This window comes from Mycetocola zhujimingii, from assembly GCF_003065425.1.
GTDB classification, from domain to species: Bacteria; Actinomycetota; Actinomycetes; order Actinomycetales; family Microbacteriaceae; genus Mycetocola_A; species Mycetocola_A zhujimingii.
The window spans coordinates 87,485-112,514 of record NZ_CP026949.1 but is presented as its reverse complement, the minus strand read 5'-3'; the positions used below and the strand labels follow the sequence as shown (position 1 = coordinate 112,514).

Here is a 25,030-nt window from a genome sequence, read left to right as displayed (position 1 = left end):
GCAGAGGATATACGCGATCGAAGCCGCTAGCGGTTCGCGATGCCGCGGACGATGGCCCATGCGGCAAGGCCTGCGACGGAAGCCACTGCGGCAATTCCGGCATAGAGCGCCGTCGGGTTCTCGCGCTGAAGCGTCGCGACCTGCTTCTTTCCCTGCACGACGAGGCGATTGAACTTGCGGGGAACGTTGAGCTTGTCTTCGATGGCGTTGAGAGTCGCAACGAGCTCAGCCCGTGCTACCGCGGGCGATCCCGGGTTCGATCCTGGGTTAGTAACGGTCATATTCGCCCTCCCCCTTTACCGCACGGATGTCTTTCTTGACGCTCTCGACGGGGTTCGGGTCATCGCCGAGCTTCTTGAAGTACTTGAGTCCGATCAACGCCAGAATCACAGCGATCAGAACAAACACGACAAAGACGATGAGCGCGCTCAACCATGCCGGGAGTACCAGCGCGAGCGCCAGAATAGCTACGGCAACGGCGGTGCCGATGGCGAAGAACAGGAAGATCAGCGCGAGCACCATGAAAATGGCACCCTTACCCGCGTAGCTTCCGAGGTGCTTGGCCTTCGTCTTGACCTGCTCGATCTCCGCCTGGATCAGGTTGGTGATCAGGTTGGGAAGGTCGGCGAGCAACTCAAAGAGCGATTCGCGGCTCTTATCGCTGAGATTTCGGTCCGTCATGGTCAGACGCTCCAGGTGCTACTTCGAGGGTGTTCCGGTTGACGGGTTCGACGGCTCGTCGTGCGGGAGAACCCGCTCTGCGACGTCGTCGACGGCGTCCTTGGTCTTCGCGATCGTGCGGTCGAGCTTCTGGCCGGGGGTGCCTTCACCGCCGACAGCGGTGGATACCTTCTTGACTCCGGCGAAAACCGCGCCAGGAACCTCACTCAGGCGTGCCTTCGCGAAGCCCTGCACAACCTCGACCTTGTCCTGCACCACGTCGGTGTTCCAGACCTTCAGCCAGTTCTTCTTGATCTGGTTGTACCGCTCGCGGCCCGCGCGGGACCCGAGCACGTATCCAGTGGCAATTCCTGCCACAAAAACCAGCTTGCCCCTCATGGGTAACTCCGTTCGATCGGCCGTCAGTGGCTCAAGCGTAGTACCTATGACGGGTTTGCGTCCGGGCTGGTGTCGTTTATGCCTGTTCTGGTATGCGGATCGACCACAACGCCGTCTTCGAGATAGCTCGCCGCGACCAGATGGCGAATTCGCGCGGACGCCGCGAGCGCATCGGGGATGACCGAAGCCAGGCCCGTTCCCGAGAGCCAACCGCCTGTCACATCGAGATCCCCGATTGCCACGGCCGCGTCGCGGAGCCGTTCGGCCCGTTCGCGCTGTCCGATTGCCGCTCCAGGGAGGGTTCCGACCCACGCGGTCCGGGTGAACCCCACGACCTGCGAGGCGTCGAGGGGCACGCCAAGAATCTCCGACGCGTCAGCGACGGCGACGGCGCGAAGCGCCTCATCGTCAAGACCCAGCGTCTGGTTGGCCTGACCGAGCCTGCCATAGGAGAGGCGGACGACGTGACGGTGCGGATGCTCACGACCGGCCTCGTCGGCGAGCCACTGCCACTTGGCCGTCGAGTGCGTCAGAGCCTTCGCCATGATCGCGCGCCCGGCCGGCCTTGATCCTTCAGGTCGGTCGGCGATCAGCACCCCGGTGCCACGGGGCTTGACGTCGAGGGATGCGGCGTCAATGACGAGGGTCGCGAGCTCGACGGTCGGTGTCTCGATCGGCTGTTCTGTAGCGAGTTCCGCCGAGAGCGGTGCGAGCAGGCGGAGCGCTTCAGCTTCCGGGGTTGCGACGATGACGTAGTCGGCGTCGATGGTGGTGTCGTCATCGAGGAGGGCTCGCCAGGTTGCGGGCTGGGCTTCGGCCGCCACCTCGGAGTCCAGGGTCGAACCGCCCTGGCGCTGCAGTTCGGTGGCTGTCGTACCGAGGAGCACTGTTGCCTCGCGGCGCCTGAGCTCGGCGAGCATCGCTTCAACCAGCGTGTACATACCACCGGCAAGACCTTCGACGTTCGATCCGGCGGGGGCAGCTGCCCTGAGCAGAGCGACCGCGCCCGAGAGCGACCCCGCCTTGGTCAGCGCCTTATTGAGGCCGGGCGCAGCCCGGGTCACATCGAGGTCGGCCGGATCTGCGGAGTACACGCCCCTGGTCACCGGAGCGACGAGCGAGTCGAGAACGGCCTTACCCATGCGTCGCGAGACCAGGTCACCGAGGTTGTGCTCACGTCCGATCGTGAGCACCGGACGAATCCGGTCGAGGTAGGCCCGGATCGCTCCGCTCCACCCGATGACCCGGCGAACGTCGTCCGCGAGCGGGTTCGACGGGATGCCGAGAAGGCCGGCCTTCGGGAGGGGCGCACTGACTCCGTTCGGCAGCCGCACCCAGGCGCCAGCCGAAGCGGGGGTGACGACCGCGTCCGCGAGGCCGAGTTCGTCGACGAGCTTCCGCACCGTTCCCTGCCGCGTTGCGTAGCTCTCCGCACCGGTATCGACACGGATGCCGGCGACGGTTTCGGTCGCGACGGAACCACCGGCCCGGTCGGCGGCCTCAACGACGGTGACTCGGATGCCAACACGAGCGCAGTCGAGCGCGGCGACGAGCCCGGCGATGCCACCGCCGATGACGAGAACGTGGCGCGGCTCGATCACTGCGCGTGCACGAATTCGACGAGCCGGGTGAGCACGGTGGGGTCGGTCTCCGGTGGCACGCCGTGGCCGAGGTTCAGAACGTGGGACGGCGCAGCTTTGCCGCGATCGAGCACGTCGAGCACGTGCGCCTCGAGTACCGGCCACGGCGCCGCGAGCAGCGCAGGGTCGATGTTGCCCTGCACGGGAACGAGCCCACCGAGCCGGCGCGATGCCTCATCGAGCTGGACGCGGTAGTCAACGCCGACCACGTCAGCGCCGATGTCGTGCATCGCCTTGAGCAATTCGCCGGTTCCGACGCCGAAGTGGACGATCGGCACCGTGCGGACGTCGCGGGAGTCCGCCTCGCCGGCGACCGTATAGCTGAGGTCGCGCACGTGTTCGAGAGCGCGAGCGGATGCCGGGGCGACGTAGCGCACGTAGTCATCGAGGGAGAGCGCACCGGCCCACGAATCGAACAGTTGCGCTGCCGAGGCTCCCGCGAGCACTTGGGCGCGGAGGAAACGGCCGGTGACCTCTGCCACCCACTCCATCAGGCGTGCCCATGCTTCGGGCTCCGCGTGCATCAGGGTACGGGCGTGGATGTGGTCCTTCGACGGTCCACCCTCGACGAGGTAGGCCGCGAGCGTGAACGGTGCTCCTGCGAAGCCGATGAGCGGGGTTTCACCGAGTTCGGCGACGGTGAGCGCGACGGCGTCGCGGACCGGGGCGAGGGTCTCATCGAGCACCGACGGGTCAAGCGCGACGAGTTCGTCGACATCGGCGGCGGTGCGTACGGCCTTGCCGAGCACGGGGCCCTTGCCGGGAACGATGTCGACCTCGACACCGACCTGCTTGAGCGGGACGACGATGTCGCTGAAGAAGATGCCCGCGTCGACGCCGTGGCGGCGGACGGGCTGAAGGGTGATCTCGCTCGCGAGTTCGGGGTTGAGGCAGGCGTCGAGCATTGCGGTCCCGACGCGCAGGTCCCGGTACTCGGGCAGCGAGCGGCCTGCCTGCCGCATGAACCACACGGGAGTGGTGTCTGGGCGTTCGCCCCGGTAGGCGGTGATCAGCCGCGACGACGAGGTGAGTCCCGCTTCGAGCGGGTGGTTCTGAGAAAGCTGCACTCTGCAATCCTCTCAAATTGCGAGGGCACCGGAGACTTTTGCACAAATGCTCACAGCCGAACCGCTACCCTCGACACGGAGCAGCTCCAGCACAGTCGAGAGAGAGATCTGGGTACCGCCGGGTGGAGACAGTTGAGGAACGCAGGACTGGCCTCCGGACGCATGCACTCACGGCTCGAGTGAAGCGACGAGAAGTCCGGGCGTTCTATCGCTCGTTCGCCGCACAGCATCCGTCAGTCCGAAACCCCATCGAGGTCGTACGGCGCATCATGCTGCCGCTCGGCGCCCTCGCCTTCCCGATCGGGCTGCTTGCCCTGTCCTTCGGGATCAGCGAGGAGATCGAAGAGGCAAATCCCGACATGGTGAGCGAGCTCGTCGCGATGTTCGCCATCTTCGGGTTGTTTCTCTATGGCGGAGTGCTGCTCTGCTGGGCCAGTGTTCGGCACCGGGCGCAGCGCGGAACTCCGGAGCGGCACTACCGCCTCGCGCAGTTCGGGTTCGAGAACGGAATGGCCTACCTCCCCGGCCCTCTTCCCGGCACTCACCTGACGCCGTGGAAAGAGCGGGGGCAGCTCATACTGACGCGCGTGATGCGGCCGGTTTCTCCGCGAGCGGTCGAGTTCGCGAACTACGTCCTCGCCACCGAGACCAGCGGCAGCCGCAACTCCGGGTTCGGCGGCGTCGTCTCAATGAAGCTTCCGAACAGCCTTCCCCACATCCTGCTTGTGGCGAAGAATGACCGTCGCGTCCTGCCATACGCGGTTCCCGCACGCGCGCAGGTGCTTTCGCTCGAGGGCAATTTCGACGATCACTTCACGCTGTACTGTCCAGAGGGCTATGAGCAGGACGCCCTCTACCTGTTTACCCCCGACGTCATGGCCGAACTCATCGATCGGGTGAACAGCTTCGACGTCGAGATCATCGACGACTGGCTCTTCCTCGAGTCGAGCCGCGACGTGGTCACCCTGGATCCCGAGACCTGGCACAAGGTTGTCACCGCGACGGCCGCCATCACCGCGAAGATCGACCGCTGGGCACAGTGGCGCGACGACCGGCTGTCAGCGGGATCTCTCCCCAGGGGCGGCGACGGGCAAGCGACGATGCTTCCGGGCGGAAAACAAGTGGCTCCACGCGGCCGTCGACTGAAAATGGTCGCAGGCAACGGCGCAATCGTGACCGGCATTTTCGTCGCCGCCTACGTCGCCGCGGTTTTCATCGCCAACTCTCTCCCCTGAGCCTTGCCGCCGCTCCCCGACACCCGGACCGAGCCGCGCCGCGATCGCCACAGACCCACGGAGCTCCTGAGAATGAACACACGCGACGAGACCCGCACCGGCCTGCGCACTGACGCACTCACAACCGAAACCAAGCGGCGACAGGTGCGGAGGTTCTACCGGGCGTTCGCGGAACAGCATCCGCGCGTGAAGCAACCAGCGATGACGGTGCGGCTCGTGATGCTGTACATCGGCGGGGCTGCCGCATCGCTCGGCGCACTCGCCATGGCGCTCGGTGCCCTGGCGGAACTGGCCGCGCAGGCAAGCGACGCGGGAGAAGGCGTCGGGATGCTGGCCATCTGTGGCCTCTTTGTCGTGGCAGCGTTCACGCTGCTGCGGGCGGGATCGCGCCTCGCCGCACGGCACGGCACGGCGACGCGGCACTATCGGTTCTCGCGGTTCGCCGCTGACAACGGTATGACCTACGAACCGGGTCCGATGAAGGGCAGCCATGTGGCGCCCCTGGCCGCCCGGGGCAAACTCACACTCACCCGGCTGATGAGGCCGCCCAGCGAACGCTCGATCGAGTTCGCGAACTACGAACTCGAGATCGGCGCGAAACGCGACCGCGCTCTGCAGTTCGGGGGCTTCTGCGCTCTCAGGCTGCCGGCCCCGCTTCCTCACATCGTCTTGCGGGCACAAGCGGGCGGGCGCTCCCTCGCCACCACAACTCCCCACCGCGCACAGGCACTCTCCCTCGAGGGCGACTTCGACGAGCATTTCACGCTGTATTGCCCGGAGGGATATGAACAGGACGCCCTCTACCTCTTCACTCCCGACGTCATGGCCGAACTCATTGACCGGGCTCACGGCTTCGACGTCGAGATCGTGGACGACTGGCTTTTCCTCGAATCGAGCCGGGACGTTGTGACACTCGACCCGGGCACCTGGCACAACGTCGTCGCGGCAACAACGGCCGTCACCGCGGCCATCGACCGGTGGGGCAGGTGGCGTGACAGCCGCGACGAATCCGGCGCATCACCGCGGCGGGCAACGCTTCCGGCCGCCGGCGCACACGACCAGCCCGCCCGCCAGCACCAGGCCCCGTCATTGGCCGGCGAACCCCGCGTCGCTCCCGGCGGCAGGCGGCTGCGCATGACGGCGGGCAGTGGCGCGATTCTCAGCACGATTCTCGTCGTCACCTATGTCGTCGTCGTCGCAATCGCCAACAACGCGGGCTGACCGCGCTCGCGAACCAGGACAGACCGAACGCTCAGAATTGACGGGGTATCCTTGGGGGGTGCTCATGTGTCTGACGGCGAGTCACAAAAACGCCTCCTTCGATCTGCTCGAGCGACTCTCTACGGGCGCCGAGACGGTTGGCGAACGCATCCTCAACCACTCCGAGTGCGTCGCCGGTGCGATCGTCATCGCCACCTGCAACCGGTTCGAGGCCTACATCGACCTCGATGAGCCGGTTACGGCCGGCGCGCAGGTTGCCCTTCAGGCAGCGACGGATGCCGTCAGTGCGGCCACAGGGATCGCCACGGACACCCTGCTCCAGACCTGGCACACGCACACGGACGAGGAAGCCGCTCGCCACCTTTTCGCCGTCTCAGCCGGCCTTGAATCCGTCGTCGTCGGCGAGGGCGAGATCGCCGGTCAGGTGCGCCGGTCCCTTCAGCTCGCCCGCGAATCAGGGACGACCACGAGCGACCTCGAACGACTCTTCCAGCGCGCCTCCCAAACGTCGCGCGGCGTCAAGAACAACACACCGCTCGGCCGTGCGGGTCGCTCGATCGTGCGGCTCGGCCTCGATCTCGCCGAGAGCCGCATCACCGACTGGTCAGCGGTCAGGGTTCTGCTCATCGGCACCGGCGCATACGCCGGTGCCAGCCTCGCCGCACTCCGCGACCGCGGTGTCACCGACGTCGCCGTGTACTCCCCGTCAGGCCGAGCGGCGAAGTTCGCTGCCGGCCATGACATCCGGCCCGTCGACGCTGATATGTTCCCGCGGGAGGCCGCAGAGGCGACCATCATCGTGACGTGCACAACGGCATCCGGCTTTGTGGTCGATGCCGAGGTCATTGCCGCTGGGCGTCGCGACCTCGAGGCGGCGCTGCCCGCCTTCCCGATCGATGGCACGCCCGGCTGCCCCGTCGATCACTCTGCCGGCCAGCTCGTCATCGACCTTGGTCTGCCGCGCAATGTGGACCCTGACGTCGCCACCCTCGCCGGTGTCGACCTGCTCGACCTCGAGACCATCCGCATCCACGCCCCGCTCGAAGAGCTTCAGGCGACAGACCATGCACGGCAGATCGTCAACAAGGCAGCACGCAAGTTCGCTTCGGTCACCGACGAGCAAAGCCTCGCGCCCGCTGTCGTTGCTCTCCGGTCTCGCGCATCTGAAGTGCTCGAGCAGGAGATCGCCCGGGTTGCCCCACGCGATTCCGACGGGAGCGTTGAGCGCGCGCTGCGCCACATGATGGGCCGCCTTTTGCACACGCCGACGGTTCGGGCACGGGAACATGCCAGGGCCGGTGACCACGACCGTTACGTCGAGGCTCTCGACACACTGTTCGGCATCACGCTCGACGAGGAAGCGGCATCCGCCCCTGATCTTCCCGCGCCGACCGCCGAAACAGCGACCATCACTCGGACGCTCGGAGTCGCTGGCGACCTCGACGACGACCTCGAGCTGGACGCCGAAGCCTCCTAGACCGCCGCCGGCCCCCCTGGCACGAAGAAGCCCGCCCCACGAATTCGTGGAGCGGGCAACTTGTCTCCGGCGAATGCCGGATCAGGACGTGCTAGCTATACATGTACGGGTCGTTCAGCACAGCGATGAACGTGATGATGGCGATGATGTAGCCAATGGTCGCGAGTGCGCCGATCACAATTCCGACGATGGCGAGGACCTTGCCCTGCTCGCCGGTCTTCTTGATCTGGTTGAGCGAGATGATTCCGAGAACGATCGAGATGATCGAGAACCCGAGAACCGCGCTGACCAGGGTGATGATCGAGAGAACGTTCCACTTCGCCGGCTGTCCCTGCGGTGCTCCGTACTGAGCCTGAGGGGCTGAGTACTGGGGCGCCTGCTGAGCGTAAGGCTGATTGGAGCCAGCGTTGGGCACTGGCGGGGTGTTGCTGTAGTTGTCGTTCGACATGGTGCTCCTTCGTAAGCCGGATTACAGACTGGCAGCCTGCTGAATGAGAGTCAATTACACGCGCCGGGCGCGCCATGGGGAGAACTCCCCCCTTTCGTGGCACTTCGGAGGGTACGACAACGGCCGCCCCTAAAGCAGAGGCGGCCGTTTGTCACGACGGGAAGCGACCGGGGGTCAGGCGCCCTTGAGCCGCTCAGCGAGGTAGATGAAGAGCTTGTCGATCGACACGCGCTCCTGCGCCATCGTGTCGCGATCACGCACGGTCACCGCGTTGTCTTCGAGCGAGTCGAAGTCGACGGTGACGCAGAACGGGGTTCCCACCTCGTCTTGGCGGCGGTAACGGCGGCCGATGGCACCGGCGTCGTCGAAGTCGATGTTCCACGACTCGCGGAGCTCAGCGGCCACCTTGCGCGCGAGGGGCGAAAGCGCCTCGTTGCGGCTGAGCGGAAGCACGGCCACCTTCACCGGCGCGAGGCGCGGGTCGAGCTTGAGCACGGTGCGCTTGTCGGTGCCGCCCTTCGCGTTCGGCACCTCCTCCTCGTGGTACGCGTCGACGAGGAACGCCATGAGCGAGCGGGTAAGCCCCGCCGCCGGCTCGATGACGTACGGCACCCAGCGCTCGTTCTTGCCCTGGTCGAAGAACGAAAGGTCCTTGCCCGAGTGCTCGGCGTGGGTGGTGAGGTCGAAGTCGGTGCGGTTGGCGACACCCTCGAGCTCGCCCCAGTCACCACCGGTGAAGCCGAACTTGTACTCGATGTCGACGGTGCGCTTCGAGTAGTGCGAGAGCTTCTCCGCCGGGTGCTCGAACAGGCGCAGGTTGTCTGGGTTGATGCCCAGATCGGTGTACCAGTTGAAGCGGTAGTCGATCCAGTACTGGTGCCACTCTTCGTCAGTGCCGGGCTCGACGAAGAACTCGAGTTCCATCTGCTCGAACTCGCGGGTACGGAAGATGAAGTTTCCCGGTGTGATCTCGTTGCGGAAGCTCTTGCCGATCTGGCCGACACCGAACGGCGGTTTGACGCGCGCGGCCTGCAGGACGTTGGCAAAGTTGACGAAGATGCCCTGGGCGGTCTCCGGGCGCAGGTAGTGCATGCCTGACTCGTCCTCGACCGGGCCGAGGTACGTCTTGAGCATCATGTTGAAGTCGCGAGGCGGGGTCCACTCACCGCGGGTGCCACAGTTCGGGCACGCGATTTCGAGCATGCCGGTCTCGGGTGCACGGCCCTTCTTCTCCTCGAATGCCTCGAGGAGGTGGTCTTCACGGAACCGCTTGTGGCAGTTCAGGCACTCGACGAGCGGGTCGGTGAAGACGCCGACGTGGCCGGATGCTTCCCAGACCTTTTTCGGGAGGATGACGCTCGAGTCGAGGCCGACAACGTCGTCGCGACGGGTGACCATGTACTTCCACCACTGGCGCTTGATGTTCTCTTTGAGCTCGACGCCCAGGGGCCCGTAGTCCCAGGCGGATCGCGAGCCTCCGTAGATCTCACCGGCCTGGAAGACGAATCCGCGGTGGCGGGCGAGGGCGATGACTGAGTCGAGACGGCTGGATGCGGCCACTGTGGCTCCTGATGCGAAAGGGGGTACCGTGCCGGCTGCACGGACCATTCAAGCTTAGCCGCGCGTGTCTGGACGCCCGGCCAGAGCGCACGTGCGTGCAACGTTCCCGGCGGCAGGATCGCGCAGCATCCGTCGTCCGGCACAAATGCCGACAATCGCGGCGGAAACCCGACACGTGCGACGGATGACGGTGCCAACCGCGTGCGGCCATCCGTTCATCCGGCGTGAATGTCGACAAACGTCGCACACACCAGGCATCCGCGACGGATGAAGGACCAGAGGCGCAAGCCCACCCGAGGGCACACGCAGCGTCCGTAGACTTGCCGCATGCCAGCACCCCGCGCCCAGGAGTTCCGAACGCGCGAGCGAGTGACGGTGGTCGCCGAGAGCGGACTCCACACAGGGCCGTCGTTCATTCTTCTGCACGGCATCGGCATGGGGAGGCGGTACTGGGGCACCCTCACCGACACTCTCGGCGCCCATGGCCGGGTGTTCGCACTCGACCTCCCGGGATTCGGCGATGCACCCGAACCGGAAACCCCACTCACGATGGCGCAATCGGGCGACCTCATCGCCGAGCTCGTCGAACGCATGCGGCTCGAGCGGGTCGTGCTCGTTGGCCACTCCATGGGTTCGCAGGTCGCCGCCGAAGCTGCCGCGCGGCATCCGGACCTCTTCGAATCACTCGTACTCATCAGCCCGACGGTGAACCCCGACGAACGCCGGGTTTCAACCCAGGCCAGGCGGCTCGCGCAGGACCTGTGGGGAGCGAAACGGCGGGTGCTCGGGTTCGGTGTCGTGTATTACCTCAAGGCCGGGCCGCGCTGGTACACCAAGACGCTCAGGATGATGATGCGGCACGAGGTTGAGAAGATCATGCCGCAGATCCGCGCGAACACCCTGATTGTGCGCGGCAGTGACGACAAGCTGTGCCCGCGCAGCTGGGTTGACCGCATCGTGGCGGCCATCCCGCGTTCGCGCTACGTCGAGGTGCCGGGAACTGGTCATGAGGTGATGATGACGAACGGCAAAGCCGTCGGCGCGCTCATCGCCCGTCACGCGGAAGGGCGAGTGTGAATCTTCTCGAGAAGATTGGGATCTGGGCGGTCGACTATGTCGACGCTGCGCAACTGCACGTCCGTGCGATTGCGGGAGGCTGGCGCGTGCCCGAACATTACGCGCACGGTGAGCCAGGCAAGCCCACGATCGTGCTCATCCCCGGTGTCTACGAGCGCTGGAACTTCCTCAAGCCCATCGCCGATCGGCTGTGGGAAGACGGCTACCCGATCAGCATCGTGCACGGCCTCGGGTACAACCTCCGGCCGATCATCGACACCTCCGACCGGCTGGCCGCCGCGCTCTCGCGTGTACGGGCAAACCCGGCGGGACGCATCATCGTCGCGCACAGCAAGGGCGGACTCGTCGGCAAGCACCTCATGCTGACCCACCGCGAGAGCCTCGGCATTCGCGGACTCGTTGCCGTCTGCACCCCGTTCGCAGGCTCGCGATACGCCAAATACGTGCTCGGCCAAACCCTTCGCGCGTTCTCCCCGACCGACGACACAATCGTGCTGCTCGGCCGCGACTCCAGCGTCAACTCCGAGATCGTCTCCATCTTCGGCCCGTTCGACCCGCACGTGCCCGACGGCAGCGTGCTGGTCGGCGCGACCAACGTCCAGGTCCCGGTGAGCGGCCACTTCCGCATCCTGCACGCGCCGGACACCATCGACGCGGCAGCGGATGCCGTGGGGTTGCTGGCCAACCGACCGGCGGGCCACGGCGAAGATCCCGTTGCGAGCGCCGATGACGCGTTCGGTTCCGATGACGGCACAACCGTTATCGACCACAGCCCTTCCTCCGACGCGGCTCCGGCATCCGTCTCGACACCGACCGAAGCCACCGCCGCCAACGCACCGACCCTCGCTCAGGACCACCCCGACATCCTCGTGTCAGCTGTCGCTCTCGTGCGCGACCGCCGCGTGCTCATGGTGCGCGCACGTGGCCGCGATGTGCTGTACATGCCCGGCGGAAAGATCGACGATGGCGAGACCGCCATGGATGCTGCGGTGCGCGAAGCCAGGGAAGAGGTCGCGGTCGGCCTGGTCCCCGGCACCGTGCACCAGCTCTTCACTGTCGTGACCCAGGCGCACGGCGAACCCGACGGCAGGCAGGTGCGAATGGTCGTGTTTTCGGGTGTTCCTGATGCCGAACCGCGACCGAGCGCCGAGGTCAGCGAGGTGCACTGGGTGACGACGGCAGACGCAGACCGGTGCCCGCCGGCCGGCACCGAGGTGCTCAAGCAGCTCGCTGCGCTCGACCTGATCGACTAGCGGCTCTCGGCCGTTGCGCGGTTGTTTGCCGTGTGGATCTGCTGCTCTTTGATCAGGGGGTAATCAGCGAGCGCGGCTCCATCGAGGTCTTCGTTGTGCATGTCGACCGCGGTGACCTGGCTGTTCTCGTAGGTCGTGTAGTAGTAGATCCCCTTGTCGGTGTTGCAGCACGAAGAGTAGATCGTGATCTCGAACTTCCCGGGGGATACCTCGACGCACCCCCTTTGCTGCGCGACGGATCCGAGGATCTGAAAGAACTGGCTGATCGATTCCGATTCTGAGTCGCCGGAAACCGAGTTCAGTTTCGTGAACGCGGCCTTCACGAAACGTGAAGCGGATGACAGATCTCCGGGGAGACCGATCGCACCCATTCCGCGGCTGTAGACATCGAACTCCAGCTCATCCGAGAACTGCGGCGTTGGTGGGTTCTTCGACAGGTGCATGAAGTTGTTGAGATTGAATAGCTGGATATCGAACGTGGGGTTGTTGGTGAGGACCCCGACCGGGTTGTCGTAGACCTTCAATCCCTCACGCACGCTCTCCACGGTGATGGAGGTCTCTCTGTCAGAGATGATCCAGTGCAAGGGCGACAGCGGGAAGGTCTCGCTGAAGTTGATTTTCACGAGGTTCAGGGTGGCCAGAGCAACTTTGACCTCGGCGACGGTCTCGAACTGCCCCAGGATCCACGGGATGAATTCGAACGGCGTGATGTTCGTCTTGCCTTCAGCCTCCGGCTTGTAGTCGGCGTTCTCCGGGAAGTTGAGCCCAGCCATGCTGAGTCCTTTTTCGTTGGTCGCGTCGTAGTACAGGGGATAGCCATCTGCGATGGTTGCCATCCCGATAATGGCGTGGTGGGTCTGGAGGGTTCCCTCCTTGCGAAATTCGAACGCGAAGTTCCTAGGCGTGACGGTCACCGTCTCGTTGTACGAGAACTCCAGGTCAAGATTGCGGCCGAAGTAGTGATCTCTCGTGGTGTAGTTCGCTCCCGTGCACATACAACTTGCCTCCGTTACGACGATGCCCAACCTGCGTGGTGGTGCGGGGTTGGATTGGTGAGGCGAGGTTAGGCCGCTAAGCGCCACCACGATGAGTGCCAGAGGTCCTGAGCGCGGGACCTGTGGCACTCACGACAGTCCGGGCTATCGCGCCGAGCTGTCCGGTTCGGGACGCGCGGCGTCGCCCAGCTCCTCGAAGAGCGTGACCTGCAGCCCCGCAGGCGCATCGAGACGCGAGTTGAGTGAGTTCCACGGCGTCTTCGTCGGCGGCGCGACCAGCTCAGCACCGTGCACGGTGAGATGCGTCGTCTGCTCGTCGGCATCCGTCACCTCGAAGGCAACCCGAAGCCGGGGCGCGACCTGCCTGCCGACTTCAACCTCGTCGATCATGCGCTTCTGGGCGGGGTTCGCGAGCTCGAGCGTGGCACGACCGGCGTCGAGAATCATCACCCTGGCGTCACCGTCGCCCTCGAACGCCGCCTCCTCGGGGAGGCCGAGTGCATCCCTGTAGAACGCAACGGCCGCGTCGAAGTCCTCGGCTTCGACGACGAGCCTCATCTGCAGAACCTTGCCCATGGTGTCTCCTCTGTGTGTTGTGAGGGTGTAACCGCGGAGCGGGGCGCGCCCTTCCCGGCGGTCGCTACGCCTGCCCGGGGCTGCGGCCAGGCCACAGGTCGGCCTCGAGACCCTGCTCGAGTCTGGCCACCGTATAGAGATCGGGCCAGGTCCTCCCCTGCAGGATCGCCAGGATGGTGCTGTGATCCACGCCGGCGGCCTCTGCAGCGGCGCGGAGACTCCGATTGTCGATGGCAGCGCGAAGGTTCAGAGCCAGCTGTCGTGCGACCTCGCCGACCGGATCGGCGGATGGTGAGTCGGGCCACCCCTCGGCGAGTTCTCTCGGTGACGGGCGCGATGGTCGAGGCATATGTCGAGGGTAGATGACGCTCGATTCACACGCACTCGAACTAGTGCACGTACTCCACGAGGTCGAGCCCGATGGTGTGCATCGCATCGAGCACCGCGAGCCGCGGCGGGAGTCCTGAATCCGTGAAAGACGCTGACACCGCGTACGCAACACCGGCCCGCGGTCCCCGCACGGCTCCGACGTCGGTGCGCACACCCACATCGGTGCCGGTCTTGTTGAAGATGTGGATGCCGTGGTCGCCACCGCGATGGGCGAGCGGGTCGAGGCCGAACGCCGACGCGACCATCGAGAGGTCGGTGTTGAGCGAGAGCCAGTTGGCCACGCGCTGGCTCGTCACCTGGTCGACGACCTCGCCGCGGGCAAGCGCGGAGAACAGCCAGGCGAGTTCCTTCATGGAGCCGACGGAGAGGTGGGGTGCGTCATCGGGTCCGCGACTGTCGCGCACCTTGTCGAGGAGCGCGAGACGCTTGAGGCCAATGGACTCGGCGCGTTGACGCACGGCATCGAGGCCGACGAGGCGAAGAAGCACATTTGTGGCGAGGTTGTCGCTCGTGGCGGCGACGAGGGCAGCGAGGTCGGCGACCGGAAACGACGGCGCCTGGAGGTGCTGCCACAGGCCAGAGTCTCCAACCGAGTCGTCTGACTCGCGGTCGAGAATGGTCAGCGCTGCGAAGTCGTCATCGGAGAGCCTCGCGGCGACGTCGATCAACAGCAGGACCTTGCCAATCGATGCCGTCGGCATCACGACGTAGTCGTCGACGCTCAGGAGCTCAGCACCACTGGCGAGGTCGGTGACCCGAGCCGACACCTGGACACCGTTCCTGGCGAGGTACCCGAGCGCTTTGAAGCTGCGGGTGAACGTGTCGCTCGGCTCTGCCGAGCTGTGCTTCGCCCGCCGCCGATCCCGCGCGCGCAGCCTGTCGTGAGACTTCGGCGCTTGGGGGGTCGGCGATACCACGGTTCTCCATCACAAGGGTCGACGCGTCCGTGACCACTCTCTCCCTGGGTCCCGGACAGTGCATCGACGTCGATATCGGTCGAGTGCTGCTATGCAAACCCGCCTGACGAGCGGTTCGACCGCTACAACGGTACCTCAATTGCATCGGCGGTGGCGGAAAAACTGAGCCTCACCCGTCAGCCTCCCCACCGCGAGAACACCACTTCCGGTCGAGAACATCGCGCGGAACTGATGTGCTCGACCGGAACTGATGCTTTCGGTAACGGATGCCGTGGGCCGGGCGCCGGCGCGCAGCTACCAGATCGTGACGCGATCACCCTCGTCAAGCCACAGTGCGTCGGACGGCGTCACACCGAACGTCTCGTAGAACTCGTCGATGTTGCGCACGATCTGGTTGCAGCGGAACTCGTTCGGCGAGTGCGGGTCGATGGCGATCAGGCGGATCGCCTCGGCGTCACGGCTCTTCTGCTGCCAGGCCTGCGCCCAGGAGAGGAAGAACCGCTCGGCACCGGTCAGCCCGTCGATCACCGGGGGCTCCTGGCCACCGAGCGAGAGCAGGTACGCCTTCCACGCGATCGACAGGCCCCCGAGGTCGCCGATGTTCTCACCGATGGTGAGCGCACCGTTGACGTGGTGGTCGGGAATCTGCGCGGGCGCGAGTGCATTGAACTGCTCGATGAGGGATGCCGTCCGCTGCTCGAACGCGGATCGATCCGCTTCGGTCCACCAGTCGGTGAGTCGGCCGTCGCCGTCGTACTTCGAGCCCTGGTCGTCGAAGCCGTGACCGATCTCGTGGCCGATAACCGCACCGATCGCACCGTAATTGGCCGCGGCATCCCGCTTCTCGTCGAAGAACGGGTACTGCAGGATGGCGGCGGGGAACACAATCTCGTTGAAACCCGGGTTGTAGTACGCGTTGATCGTCTGCGGGGTCATGAACCACTCGTCGCGGTCGAGCGGCTTGCCGATCTTGCCGAGTTCGCGATCGAACTCGAACTGGCTGGCCCTGCGCACGTTGCCGAGGAGGTCGCGCTTGTCGACGGTGAGCGTGGAGTAGTCACGCCACTTCACCGGGAATCCGATCTTCGGCGTGAACTTGTCGAGCTTCTCGAGGGCACGGGCGCGGGTGGCCTCGCTCATCCAGTCGAGGGTCGAGATCGACTCGCGGTACGCCTCGACGAGGTAGTCGACGAGCACGTCCATCTGTTGCTTGGCCTGTGGCGGGAAGAATCGCTCGACGTAAATCTTGCCGACGGCCTCACCCATGACGCCCTCCACCAGCGAGACGCCACGCTTCCAGCGTTCCCGAAGCTCGGGCGTGCCCGAGAGGGTGCGGCCGTAGAAGTCGAAGTTCTCGTCGACGAACTCGCCGGACAGATAGGGCGCTGCGCCGTGGACGACCTTCCAGGCGAGCCAGTCCTTCCAGGCCTCGAGGCGTGAGGGCACGAGGAGCGGCGCGAGCTCCTCGAAGAAGCTCGGTTCACGAACCACGACCTCGTCGAGCGCGTGCTCGGGGGCACCGAGCGCGGTGCGCCAGGTCTCGAGGATGCCGGCGGCCGAGCGTGCGACGTCACGTTCATCGCTGACGTCGACGGCGGTCCCCGCGAACAGGGCAGCGGCATCCGCCCACGAATACAGGTTGTAGGTCGCCTCGCTGTCGCGGGTGCGCACGTTGTCCCAGTGCGCGGCCGCGATGCTGGTCTCAAGCTCGAAGACCCGCTGCGCACGCACGTCGGCTGCGGTGAACTCCTCCCCATCGGCGATGCCGTCAGCGGCGAGCTGGAACATGCGCTGGACGTGTCCGAGATAGGCCTCGCGCACCGACGCAAAGGAGTCCTCGCGGTAGTAGCTCTCGTCAGGCAGTGAGATACCGCCCTGCTCGATGAGCACGAGGTACCGCTCGGGGTTACCCGGGTCGTTGTCGACGTAGAGCTGGAAGAACCCGCTGACCCCAACGCGCTCGAATGCGGCAACAGCCGTCACGAATTCCTCGATCGTCTCGATGGAGTCGATGGAGGCGAGCTGCTCGGCGATCGGCGCTGCACCGAGCGCCTCGATGAGCTCGTCGTCCATGAAGCTCGCGTAGAGGTCGCCGACCTTGCGCTGCTCGACGGCCGTCTCACCCGTCGTCTCGGTGGCGCCCTGCGCCTCGAGGATGATGTCCTTCACCGCTTTCTCGGCCTCTTCGGCGAGCTGGTGGAACGACCCCCAGCGGGCCTTGTCTGCCGGAATCTCGGTGCGGTCGAGCCACTTGCCGTTGACGTGGCGGTAGAGGTCGTCCTGCGGACGCACCTCCGGGTCGAGTTCGTCGAGTGCGATGCCGGAGTGGAGCGCTGCGTCAGTCATGGTTCCACCCTAGTTCCGCTGCCCGCCGTTCAGACAGGGATGGATTCACCGCGTCGCGCGACCGCGGATGCCGACGGCCGGGCAGGCGCATTTCCACCGGTTCAGGATGCGGCCGGTTCCACCTCGAACGTCCGGGCGAATCCGACGACGAGTTCCCGGTAGGAGCGCTCGTGGTCGCGGCCATTCTCCTGCGCACTCGAGTGCCACCGCTCGCAGAGTGCGATGATCGCCTCGACGATCGTCGTGGCATCCCACGCGGTCGTCACCAGGCCGGCGTCCTGCAGGCGGGCAACCACCGAAATCGGAGTCTGACCATTCGCGCGGGTTCCCATCAGGCGGAAGAACTCCTCTTCACGTTCGAGCCGCGCCCAGATCATCGTGCGGGTGCTGTCGGGGTTCTGCGTGACGAAGTCAAACACCGCTGTCGCAAATGTGGCCAGGTCGGCGGGCGAACCGATCGCAGCGACGAGGTCGTCGGCGGCATCCTCAACGACAGCATCGAAGAGACCCTGCTTGTCTGTGTAGTACGCGTAGATGCGCTGCACATTCGCGCCCGCCAGTTTGGCGATGCGATCGACCCGTGCGCCCGCGAGCCCGTGCGCCGCGAATTCACGCCGCGCGGCGTCGAGAATCACAGCTTTGGTGCGAACGGATGCCACGGTCATGCAATCATAATAGAGCTAAAAGCAAATACTTATTTGGAAAAGGTTTCTGTGTCACTTCAGTCCGAAGCTCCGCTCTCGAACAAACGCCGCTGGTGGGTCCTCGCCATCGTTGCCCTCACCCAGCTGGTGGTCGTCCTCGACGGGACCATCGTCAACATCGCCCTGCCAGAGGCGCAGGCCGACCTCGGCCTCACCGACGTCGAACGCCAGTGGGTCGTCACGGCGTACGCTCTCGCCTTCGGTGCCCTGCTCCTTCTGGGCGGCCGCATCGCCGACTACTGGGGGCGCAAGCGCTCCTTCATCGTCGGCATGATCGGCTTCGGCATCGCCAGCGCATACGGCGGACTGATCGGCACCGGTGTCGAACTCATTGTCGCCCGCGGCCTCCAGGGAGTTTTCGCCGCGCTCATGGCGCCAGCGGCCCTCGCCATCCTCACGACCACCTTCCCCTCCGGCCGTGAACGCAACACGGCATTCGCCGTCTTCGGTTCCGTCGCTGGCGCCGGTGCCGCTGTCGGGCTCGTGCTCGGCGGTGTGCTCACCGAGTTCTTCAGCTGGCGCTGGTGCCTGCTCGTCAACGTCCCGGTGGTTCTCATCGCGATGGTCGCGGCAATCTACCTCCTCCGCGAAAGCAAGGCCGAGGGCGACAATAAGTACGACTTCCTCGGCACGGTGCTGGTCGCCCTGGGTCTTGGCTCCCTCGTCTACGGCTTCACCCTCGCCGAACACGGCTGGGGCTCACTCAGCGCGTGGGCCTTCCTCGGCGCCGGCGCCGTGCTTCTGGCGCTGTTCTTCTACTCCCAGGCGAGAGTCGCCCAGCCTCTGCTTCCTCTCCGCGTCATCGCGAACCGGGTACGTGGGGGCTCACTGCTTCTTCAGATGGTCTCGGGCAGCGTCATGATCGGCATGATGCTCTACCTCACGTTCCACCTGCAGATCGTGCTCGGCTTCTCGCCGCTTCTCGCCGGTCTCGCCTCGCTCCCGATGACCATCGTGATCAGCATCGTCGCACCGATCGCCACGATGCTGCTGCCCCGGATCGGTCCGAAGGTCCTCATGGTCGTCGGCCCGCTCATTTCCGCAGCGGGAATGGTCTGGCTCAGCGGGCTCAGCTCGACGGGCAACTACTGGACCGAGATCCTCCCGGGACTCGTGCTGCTCGGCGTCGGAATGGCCATGCTCTTCGTGCCGATGCAGAACCTCGCCCTGCTCGGCGTCGAACCCCACGACGCGGGTGCGGCGAGTGCGGCCAACACCGCCGCCATGCAGATCGGCGGATCGATCGGACTCGGCATTTACACGGCGCTGTACACGGCGGGCAGTGCGACAGGCACCGGTCTCGACGCCTTCGTCTCGGGATACTCGGCGGTCTTCATCGGCACAGCGGTTGCCCTCGTGATCGGCTCGATCATCGCCGCCACGTTCATCCGCGGATCCAAGGAAGAACTGATGCCGATGAGCACCACTCCGGAGAAGGCACTCCACCTGGGCTGAATGGCTGCGGCTACGGCTACGACTACGACTACGACTACGACTACGAGAAAAGCGGGAGGGGTTCGCCCCTCCCGCTTTTCTGTTTCGTCGTCGCGGTATTGCCGTCGCGATTAGTTAGTAACCGGCGCGGTCAGTCGTCGTCGCGGTCATCGTCGTAGTCGGGGCCGTCGCGGTCGAGTGTGCCGATCGGCACACCCTCACCGTTGAGGAACGCCAGTTCGTCGTCGTCATCCGGCTCTACGACCGCTGTGGCCGCTGCGCTCAGCCAGGTGTTGACGCCTGCGCACTCCACGAGGGTCGTGGCGAGTTCAGAGAACACCACTGCCTCGTCTTCGATCGTCCAGGTCCCCGCGAGGTCGTTGCATCCGTCGCTGCCTGTGACAGTTCCGTCCTCGGCAAATTCGAGGTACGGGTCATCGGCGTCATCGGGATCGCCCCACGTCCCGACAACAAATTCTTCGGTGAGGGTGGGTATGCGCCCGCTGTCCTTGGGGCTACCGCTCTCCTTGGGGCTACCGGTATCCCGGGTGCCGCCACCGCCACCGCCGTCGCGCGGCGGTCCTCCGTTGTCCGGGCCCCCTCCGCACCCCGTCAACGCGAGCGCGAGCGCAAAGACCGCGACGATCGCAGACATGCCTCTGCTGTTGTGAGTCTGACTGATCATGACACCCCTCCAATAGCCAATGCACGTGCTTGCACCGGGTTGATTATGGCGAGGTTAAGCCGGGTTAACGGGGGCCAACCAGAGTCGTCCGGCCCCGCTGGGAGCCGAACAAGAGGACAGTGCGGACAAAAACAAGGAAAGTCTCTACCGTCGGTCTCCCCTCCTTGCTACACCTAGCCCGATGAGGCGATACACGACGAAACGACTTGCAGGAATGGCGATTGTGGCCGGAACGGTTGGCGTTCTGGCGGCCGCCACTGTTCTTGCTGCGGGGTCTCTGCCCGCTGAGGGAGCGACCGTCACGGTCGGACCCGTCAACCCTGTCACCGTGACGGTGAGCGGGCATCCGGCGAATAGCGGTTTCACCGTGTTTGTTGAAGGCGACGTTGCTTTGAACGCCGACGAGACCGAAGGGACAGTCGCCGCGGGCGGTGATCTGAGCTTCGGCGCTAGCTATTCAATCGCCGGTGCCGGTCTATTTCCCAACACCTTCACAGCACCCGGTGACACTCAACCGACGTACCTCTATGTCGGAGGAGGGGTCGACTTCGCAGCGAGTGGCTCCAACGTGCTCAGGGTGCTCAACAACGGCTTCACGAAGATTGCCGACGCATCGACATATTTGGCCCTGGACCGCGACAACAACAACGCGACGGTCAACTACAACATTGTGCAGCCCGGAGCAGCATACGGTTCCGTTCCCCGAATCGAGGGAACGATCACCGAAACGCCGACCCAGGTTTCCACGGCAGTCGGCACTGACCTGATCGACATTCCGGGAGCGTTCACCGCATATCGTGGGCTCACCACTCAACTCGCCCAATGCACCCCGAACGCCACACTGACCGATGACGCGGGCACGCCCCTCACCTCGCCCATCGCTCCGGGGACCCGGGGTCACCTCTCGCTTACTCCCGGCGTGACGAACGTACTGAACATCCCGGCATCCGATCTCGAAGCGCTGAGCGAACTCGTTCTCGACTCACAGCCCGCCGAAGATACTCCCTTGCTTGTGAACATCAGCGGGCAAACGTTCAATGGCTCCATTCCGAATCTGCCGGGTGCGACTTCGGCCCAGGCACCGTACATCCTGTGGAACTTCCCAGAGGCGACGTCTGTGACCGTCGCCGGCGGCGACAGCCTTGAAGGCACGATTTACGCTCCAACCGCCAACCTGAGCTGGCAAGTCACGCAGAACATCGAAGGAAACGTGATCGCGGCGCAGTTCACGCACGGCACGCCAGCCATTCCGGGCGGGGCACCGAGGGAAGTGCACAGCTTCCCGTTCAATGCCGAACTCACGTGCACCTACGAGGACGGGTCGACGCCGACGCCAACCCCCACGGACACACCAACACCGACGCCAACCCCCACGGACACACCAACGCCAACGCCGACACCCACAGACACGCCAACCCCAACTCCAACAGTCACGCCGGACCCGACTCCCACTCCGACGGAGACCGCAACCGCACCCGCGCCAGGTCCCGGCTCGGATCCGACACCGGATTCTCAGACGGGAACATCGTGGGGAGATGACGGCGACCGGTTGCCCGACACCGGAGGGGATGTTTCCCTCGCAGCGACACTCACCGGCATTGCGACTGCTGCCGCAGTGGGCGGCGCGCTCCTTCTTGTCGGACGGCGTCGCACGAGCAAGGGCTGAGAACGGGTCGGGTCCCTCCGGACCTGGCGGACAGCGTGATGTGTCAGTGGCACCAGGACCGCCCAGCGCCGGGCCGTGCTTAGCTCACGAGACAGAACGGGTGACCGGCCGGGTCGAGGAAGACGCGGAAATCGTCTTCGCGGTAGCCGGCGTCACGGGCACCGATCGCGAGTACTTGTGCCTCCCCTGCGTCAAGGTCGTCGACACGAATGTCGAAGTGTGACTGCTGCGGGACCACCTGTCCCGGCCACTGCGGCGGCGTGTAATCGTCGACCTGCTGGAAGGCGACCCTGATTCCGCCGCCGGTCTTCTGCAGGGCTACCCAGTCGTCCTCGTTGATGATGCGCTCCATGCCAAGGAGCTGCTCATAGAACGAGGCAAGGGAGTCGGGGTCAGGGCAGTCGAGCACGACGCTTCGAAGTTCACCAATCATGTCCGTGAGGATACGACGAGAGTTCGGGCAGCGAAAGCCCTCCCGTTGCCCCGCCCTGCCCTGCCCTGCCCTGCCCTGCCCTGCTCGGCCACAAACGGTCGCTCGACGAGCTGCTTGGCGACAACCGGTCGCTCGACCGCCCGAAACCTGACCTTTTCCGGCCGAGCAAACCCCGTCCGTGCGATCGCGCTACTCGTCAGCTGTCCGCGACGAGGCAGAACGGGTGGCCTGCCGGGTCGAGGAAGACCCGGAAGTCGTCTTCGCGGTAGCCAGTGTCGGTGGCCCCGATGGCGAGCACGCGCTGCTCGGCGGTGGCCATGTCGTCGACGGTCACATCAATGTGCAACTGCTGCGGGACGAGCTGGCCGGGCCACTTCGGCGGGTTGTAGTCCTCGATCTGCTGGAATGACACCCGCGGGCCGCCCTCGGGTTTCTGCAGGGCAACCCAGTCGTCACGGTCGATGATGCGCTCCATACCGAGCAGCTCCTCGTAGAAGGACGCCAGGGAACGGGCGTCAGGGCAGTCGAGCACGACGCTGCGAAATTCTCCGATCATGTCGGCGAGGATACGACGAGGGGCCGGGGAGCGGAAGCCCCGGCTGTTCGACATGCAGGTGCCGCGCAGTCGCACGGTTCCGTTCGCGCCGCGAACCCATCCAATCGCCCCTACGGCGAGGAAACGGTCCGAACCACCTTCGCCGGTGAGCCGACAACGACGGCGTCATCAGGCACGTCGCGGGTCACGACGGATGCTGCTCCGACGACGGCGTTGTCGCCGATGGTGACACCCGGAAGGACCGTGACGTTGGCGCCGATCCAGACATTGCGTCCGATTCGAATGGGCGACGGACGCAAGTCCGCTCGACGAGCCGGGTCGAGGTCGTGGTTGAGCGTGGCGAATACCGCGTTGTGGCCGATCAGGCAGTCGTCACCAATGGTGATTCCTCCCTGGTCCTGGAAACGGCATCCGCTGTTGATGAAAATCCTGTCCCCCAGCCTGATGTTCTTGCCGAAGTCGGAGGAGAAAGGCGGAAAGACCGTCACGCCCGCGGCTATCGGCCGGCCGGTCAGGACCGAGAGCAAAGCCCGAACCTGTTCAGGCTCGTGATAGCCACCGTTGAGCTCAGCGGTGATGCGCAGCGCTTCCTGGCTGACATCGTGCATCACCCGATGCAGCGGAGAATTGCCGGCGATGGTTTCACCGGAGTTCAGTGCACGGAGCAGGTCGTCGAGATCCATGATGGGCACCTTTCCTCGGCTGGTCCAGGGAGCCAGCCGTTGCTGCCAGACTACGTCGGCGGAATGAGCACGGGGCAATAAACAGTCGTTCGTTGCGCTGCTCGGACACACACGGTCGCTCGATCACCCGAAGTTGAACCCTATCTGTCCGAGCAACGCACAACGGCGCCGACAACAACCCTTTCTGGCCGAGCAAGGACCCACCAGGACAGCGAACCCCCGCCCGGTCTCCCGTAGGCTCGAAAAGTGAAAACGGTTGACCGCGACATCCTGCGCCTCGCCGTCCCGGCGCTCGGCGCCCTCGTGGCCGAACCGCTCTTCCTCCTCGCAGACTCCGCAATGATCGGCCACCTCGGCGTGACACCACTCGCGGGCCTCGGCCTCGCGAGCGCCGTACTGCAGACCATCATCGGCCTCATGGTGTTCCTCGCCTACGCGACGACCCCCGCCGTTGCCCGCCGTCTCGGCGCGGGCGACGAGCGCGGCGCGGTGTCCGTCGGCATCGACGGGCTGTGGCTCTCGCTCGGCCTCGGCGCGGCACTCGGTCTCGCCGGAGTGGCCGCGACCCCCATCCTCCTCTCGGCGTTCGGTGCGTCGGCGGATGTCACGCAGCAGGCATCCGTCTATCTCTCGATTTCGATGGCCGGGATCCCGGCGATGCTCCTCGTCTTCGCGGCAACGGGACTGCTCCGCGGCCTGCAGGACACGAGGACCCCGCTTTACGTCGCCGGCATCGGCTTCGCCGCGAACATCGCGCTCAACTTCGTCTTCATCTACCTGCTCGGCCTCGGCATCGCCGGCTCGGCGATCGGCACCGTCGTCGCGCAGTGGGGCATGGCGTCCGTCTACCTCGTCGTTGTGCTGAGCCACGCCCGCCGCACCGGCGCCAGCATCCGGCCGCACCGCGAGGGCATCTCGGGCTCGGCGATGTCCGGGGGCTGGCTGTTCGTGCGCACCGCGAGCCTCCGCGCCGCGATCCTGCTGGCCACCTTCGTCGCGACGGGACTCGGCACCAGGGAGCTCGCGGGTTTCCAGGTGGTCATGACGATGTTCACCCTTACTGCCTTCGTGCTCGACGCCCTCGCGATCGCCGCGCAGGCGCTCATCGGCAAGGGACTCGGTGCTGCCGACACCACAGGGGTGCGCGCAGTTCTCAGCCGCTGCCTGACCTGGGGCGTCGGATCGGGGATCGTGCTCGGTCTCGTCATCATCGCCACGTCCGGCGTCACCGGCCTGCTCTTCACGAGCGACCCCGACCTCGCGGCGCTGCTCGTGCCGAGCCTGATCGTGCTCGGCATCAGCGCCCCGCTCGCCGGATTCGTCTTCGTGCTCGACGGCGTGCTGATCGGCGCCGGCGACGCGCGTTACCTCGCGCTCACCGGCATCCTGAACCTCGCCTGTTTCGTTCCGCTGGCACTCTGGGTTCAGCTCTCGGCACCGACGGATGCCGCTGGCCTGGCGTTCCTGACGGCCGCGTTCACGCTCGGTTACCTCGCGGCGCGCGCACTCACCCTGGGGCTGCGGGCACGCACGACCGCGTGGATGCGCACCGGCGTCTGAGCTGCAGCCGCGGACCGCCGGCGCTTGATCCGGGTCGCAGTGCGCTGC

25 protein-coding genes are annotated in these 25,030 nt (G+C 65.5%); 8 read left to right on the top strand and 17 right to left on the bottom strand.

All coding sequences use genetic code 11. The features are described from left to right. Positions 1-26: 26 nt before the first annotated feature. Genes C3E77_RS00545 through hemE form a run of 5 tightly spaced genes read right to left on the bottom strand, consistent with a single transcriptional unit; the run spans position 27 to position 3,766 of the window. Complete coding sequence (locus tag C3E77_RS00545; RefSeq protein ID WP_108389866.1) at positions 27-281, bottom strand: hypothetical protein; 255 nt, start codon at positions 279-281, stop codon at positions 27-29. After that, on the bottom strand, positions 268-681 hold the full coding sequence (locus C3E77_RS00540; protein WP_108389865.1) for a phage holin family protein: 414 nt from the start codon (positions 679-681) through the stop codon (positions 268-270). The genes C3E77_RS00545 and C3E77_RS00540 overlap by 14 nt, the downstream gene beginning before the upstream one ends. An 18-nt stretch (positions 682-699) precedes the next feature. Next, the gene (locus C3E77_RS00535; protein ID WP_108389864.1) at positions 700-1,059 is read right to left on the bottom strand and encodes a hypothetical protein; all 360 of its coding nucleotides are present in this window, start codon (positions 1,057-1,059) and stop codon (positions 700-702) included. A 44-nt stretch (positions 1,060-1,103) separates the two neighbouring features. Continuing rightward, a complete protein-coding gene (hemG, locus tag C3E77_RS00530; RefSeq protein ID WP_234031242.1) occupies positions 1,104-2,660 on the bottom strand; it encodes a protoporphyrinogen oxidase in 1,557 nt (518 codons plus the stop codon). After that, on the bottom strand, positions 2,657-3,766 hold the full coding sequence (gene hemE, locus C3E77_RS00525) for a uroporphyrinogen decarboxylase (RefSeq protein ID WP_108392862.1): 1,110 nt from the start codon (positions 3,764-3,766) through the stop codon (positions 2,657-2,659). Before hemE ends, hemG begins: the two co-directional genes overlap by 4 nt. A gap of 179 nt (positions 3,767-3,945) precedes the next feature. Between hemE and C3E77_RS00520 the strand changes: the two genes are divergently transcribed. The 3 genes from C3E77_RS00520 (at position 3,946) to C3E77_RS00510 (ending at position 7,699) form a co-directional block, all read left to right on the top strand. Next, the gene (locus C3E77_RS00520; protein WP_108389863.1) at positions 3,946-5,001 is read left to right on the top strand and encodes a hypothetical protein; all 1,056 of its coding nucleotides are present in this window, start codon (positions 3,946-3,948) and stop codon (positions 4,999-5,001) included. Between the two features lie 72 nt (positions 5,002-5,073). Then, positions 5,074-6,222 (top strand): hypothetical protein, encoded by a 1,149-nt coding sequence (locus C3E77_RS00515; RefSeq protein WP_108389862.1) that lies wholly within the window; start codon positions 5,074-5,076, stop codon positions 6,220-6,222. A gap of 58 nt (positions 6,223-6,280) precedes the next feature. Further along, positions 6,281-7,699 carry a glutamyl-tRNA reductase gene (locus C3E77_RS00510; RefSeq protein ID WP_108389861.1) on the top strand — a complete coding sequence of 473 codons (1,419 nt, stop codon included), beginning with the start codon at positions 6,281-6,283 and terminating at the stop codon, positions 7,697-7,699. A gap of 91 nt (positions 7,700-7,790) precedes the next feature. Here C3E77_RS00510 and C3E77_RS00505 read toward each other — a convergent pair whose 3' ends face one another. Both C3E77_RS00505 and C3E77_RS00500 read right to left on the bottom strand, forming a co-directional pair. After that, positions 7,791-8,147 (bottom strand): DUF4190 domain-containing protein, encoded by a 357-nt coding sequence (locus tag C3E77_RS00505; RefSeq protein ID WP_108389860.1) that lies wholly within the window; start codon positions 8,145-8,147, stop codon positions 7,791-7,793. A 174-nt stretch (positions 8,148-8,321) separates the two neighbouring features. Then, positions 8,322-9,707 (bottom strand): glycine--tRNA ligase, encoded by a 1,386-nt coding sequence (locus C3E77_RS00500; protein ID WP_108389859.1) that lies wholly within the window; start codon positions 9,705-9,707, stop codon positions 8,322-8,324. A gap of 327 nt (positions 9,708-10,034) precedes the next feature. Here C3E77_RS00500 and C3E77_RS00495 point away from each other — a divergent pair, with 327 nt between their 5' ends. After that, on the top strand, positions 10,035-10,784 hold the full coding sequence (locus tag C3E77_RS00495; protein WP_108389858.1) for an alpha/beta fold hydrolase: 750 nt from the start codon (positions 10,035-10,037) through the stop codon (positions 10,782-10,784). Beyond that, positions 10,781-12,037 (top strand): NUDIX domain-containing protein, encoded by a 1,257-nt coding sequence (locus tag C3E77_RS15315; RefSeq protein ID WP_234031241.1) that lies wholly within the window; start codon positions 10,781-10,783, stop codon positions 12,035-12,037. Before C3E77_RS00495 ends, C3E77_RS15315 begins: the two co-directional genes overlap by 4 nt. Here the strand turns inward: C3E77_RS15315 and bsh are convergent. The 6 genes from bsh to C3E77_RS00460 all read right to left on the bottom strand — a co-directional run bounded on the left by bsh (position 12,034) and on the right by C3E77_RS00460 (position 17,926). Then, positions 12,034-13,032, bottom strand: a complete 999-nt coding sequence (bsh, locus tag C3E77_RS00485) for a choloylglycine hydrolase (RefSeq protein WP_108389857.1) — start codon at positions 13,030-13,032, stop codon at positions 12,034-12,036. The two genes, C3E77_RS15315 and bsh, sit on opposite strands and share 4 nt — an antisense overlap. A gap of 144 nt (positions 13,033-13,176) precedes the next feature. Next, complete coding sequence (locus tag C3E77_RS00480; protein ID WP_198410468.1) at positions 13,177-13,608, bottom strand: VOC family protein; 432 nt, start codon at positions 13,606-13,608, stop codon at positions 13,177-13,179. A 64-nt stretch (positions 13,609-13,672) separates the two neighbouring features. Next, the gene (locus C3E77_RS00475; protein ID WP_108389856.1) at positions 13,673-13,957 is read right to left on the bottom strand and encodes a helix-turn-helix domain-containing protein; all 285 of its coding nucleotides are present in this window, start codon (positions 13,955-13,957) and stop codon (positions 13,673-13,675) included. A 40-nt stretch (positions 13,958-13,997) separates the two neighbouring features. Further along, complete coding sequence (locus C3E77_RS00470) at positions 13,998-14,915, bottom strand: serine hydrolase (RefSeq protein WP_332835822.1); 918 nt, start codon at positions 14,913-14,915, stop codon at positions 13,998-14,000. 294 nt (positions 14,916-15,209) lie between these two features. Next, on the bottom strand, positions 15,210-17,261 hold the full coding sequence (locus C3E77_RS00465; RefSeq protein WP_108389855.1) for a M13 family metallopeptidase: 2,052 nt from the start codon (positions 17,259-17,261) through the stop codon (positions 15,210-15,212). Between the two features lie 101 nt (positions 17,262-17,362). Then, entirely contained in the window at positions 17,363-17,926 is a 564-nt protein-coding gene (locus C3E77_RS00460; RefSeq protein WP_108389854.1) for a TetR/AcrR family transcriptional regulator, read from the bottom strand. A 48-nt stretch (positions 17,927-17,974) separates the two neighbouring features. Between C3E77_RS00460 and C3E77_RS00455 the strand changes: the two genes are divergently transcribed. Further along, a complete protein-coding gene (locus C3E77_RS00455) occupies positions 17,975-19,420 on the top strand; it encodes an MFS transporter (RefSeq protein ID WP_234031240.1) in 1,446 nt (481 codons plus the stop codon). Positions 19,421-19,550: 130 nt separating this feature from the next. Here C3E77_RS00455 and C3E77_RS00450 read toward each other — a convergent pair whose 3' ends face one another. Then, positions 19,551-20,084: an META domain-containing protein gene (locus C3E77_RS00450; RefSeq protein WP_108389853.1), complete on the bottom strand. Its 534-nt coding sequence runs from the start codon at positions 20,082-20,084 to the stop codon at positions 19,551-19,553. A gap of 181 nt (positions 20,085-20,265) precedes the next feature. On the opposite strand from C3E77_RS00450, the gene C3E77_RS00445 reads away from it, so the two are divergent. Further along, on the top strand, positions 20,266-21,750 hold the full coding sequence (locus C3E77_RS00445; RefSeq protein WP_108389852.1) for a choice-of-anchor A family protein: 1,485 nt from the start codon (positions 20,266-20,268) through the stop codon (positions 21,748-21,750). A 79-nt stretch (positions 21,751-21,829) separates the two neighbouring features. Here C3E77_RS00445 and C3E77_RS00440 read toward each other — a convergent pair whose 3' ends face one another. The 3 genes from C3E77_RS00440 to C3E77_RS00430 form a co-directional block, all read right to left on the bottom strand. Further along, a complete protein-coding gene (locus C3E77_RS00440) occupies positions 21,830-22,183 on the bottom strand; it encodes a VOC family protein (RefSeq protein ID WP_108389851.1) in 354 nt (117 codons plus the stop codon). A gap of 196 nt (positions 22,184-22,379) precedes the next feature. Then, positions 22,380-22,739, bottom strand: coding sequence for a VOC family protein (locus tag C3E77_RS00435; protein ID WP_108392852.1), 360 nt, complete (start codon positions 22,737-22,739; stop codon positions 22,380-22,382). A 110-nt stretch (positions 22,740-22,849) separates the two neighbouring features. Further along, entirely contained in the window at positions 22,850-23,422 is a 573-nt protein-coding gene (locus tag C3E77_RS00430; protein WP_108389850.1) for a sugar O-acetyltransferase, read from the bottom strand. Between the two features lie 246 nt (positions 23,423-23,668). Here C3E77_RS00430 and C3E77_RS00425 point away from each other — a divergent pair, with 246 nt between their 5' ends. Then, a complete protein-coding gene (locus tag C3E77_RS00425; RefSeq protein ID WP_108389849.1) occupies positions 23,669-24,982 on the top strand; it encodes an MATE family efflux transporter in 1,314 nt (437 codons plus the stop codon). Positions 24,983-25,030: the final 48 nt, after the last annotated feature.

What these genes read in the sequence shown, in the direction of transcription:
- C3E77_RS00475 (WP_108389856.1), bottom strand. Translation starts at nt 13,957, where the DNA reads ATGCCTCGACCATCGCGCCCGTCACCGAGAGAACTCGCCGAGGGGTGG.
- C3E77_RS00430 (WP_108389850.1), bottom strand. Translation starts at nt 23,422, where the DNA reads ATGGATCTCGACGACCTGCTCCGTGCACTGAACTCCGGTGAAACCATC.
- C3E77_RS00545 (WP_108389866.1), bottom strand. Translation starts at nt 281, where the DNA reads ATGACCGTTACTAACCCAGGATCGAACCCGGGATCGCCCGCGGTAGCA.
- C3E77_RS00460 (WP_108389854.1), bottom strand. Translation starts at nt 17,926, where the DNA reads ATGACCGTGGCATCCGTTCGCACCAAAGCTGTGATTCTCGACGCCGCG.
- C3E77_RS00495 (WP_108389858.1), top strand. Translation starts at nt 10,035, where the DNA reads ATGCCAGCACCCCGCGCCCAGGAGTTCCGAACGCGCGAGCGAGTGACG.
- C3E77_RS00535 (WP_108389864.1), bottom strand. Translation starts at nt 1,059, where the DNA reads ATGAGGGGCAAGCTGGTTTTTGTGGCAGGAATTGCCACTGGATACGTG.
- C3E77_RS00435 (WP_108392852.1), bottom strand. Translation starts at nt 22,739, where the DNA reads ATGATCGGAGAATTTCGCAGCGTCGTGCTCGACTGCCCTGACGCCCGT.
- C3E77_RS00540 (WP_108389865.1), bottom strand. Translation starts at nt 681, where the DNA reads ATGACGGACCGAAATCTCAGCGATAAGAGCCGCGAATCGCTCTTTGAG.
- C3E77_RS00445 (WP_108389852.1), top strand. Translation starts at nt 20,266, where the DNA reads ATGAGGCGATACACGACGAAACGACTTGCAGGAATGGCGATTGTGGCC.
- C3E77_RS00515 (WP_108389862.1), top strand. Translation starts at nt 5,074, where the DNA reads ATGAACACACGCGACGAGACCCGCACCGGCCTGCGCACTGACGCACTC.
- C3E77_RS00450 (WP_108389853.1), bottom strand. Translation starts at nt 20,084, where the DNA reads ATGATCAGTCAGACTCACAACAGCAGAGGCATGTCTGCGATCGTCGCG.
- C3E77_RS00480 (WP_198410468.1), bottom strand. Translation starts at nt 13,608, where the DNA reads ATGGGCAAGGTTCTGCAGATGAGGCTCGTCGTCGAAGCCGAGGACTTC.
- C3E77_RS00440 (WP_108389851.1), bottom strand. Translation starts at nt 22,183, where the DNA reads ATGATTGGTGAACTTCGAAGCGTCGTGCTCGACTGCCCTGACCCCGAC.
- C3E77_RS00465 (WP_108389855.1), bottom strand. Translation starts at nt 17,261, where the DNA reads ATGACTGACGCAGCGCTCCACTCCGGCATCGCACTCGACGAACTCGAC.
- bsh (WP_108389857.1), bottom strand. Translation starts at nt 13,032, where the DNA reads ATGTGCACGGGAGCGAACTACACCACGAGAGATCACTACTTCGGCCGC.
- C3E77_RS00505 (WP_108389860.1), bottom strand. Translation starts at nt 8,147, where the DNA reads ATGTCGAACGACAACTACAGCAACACCCCGCCAGTGCCCAACGCTGGC.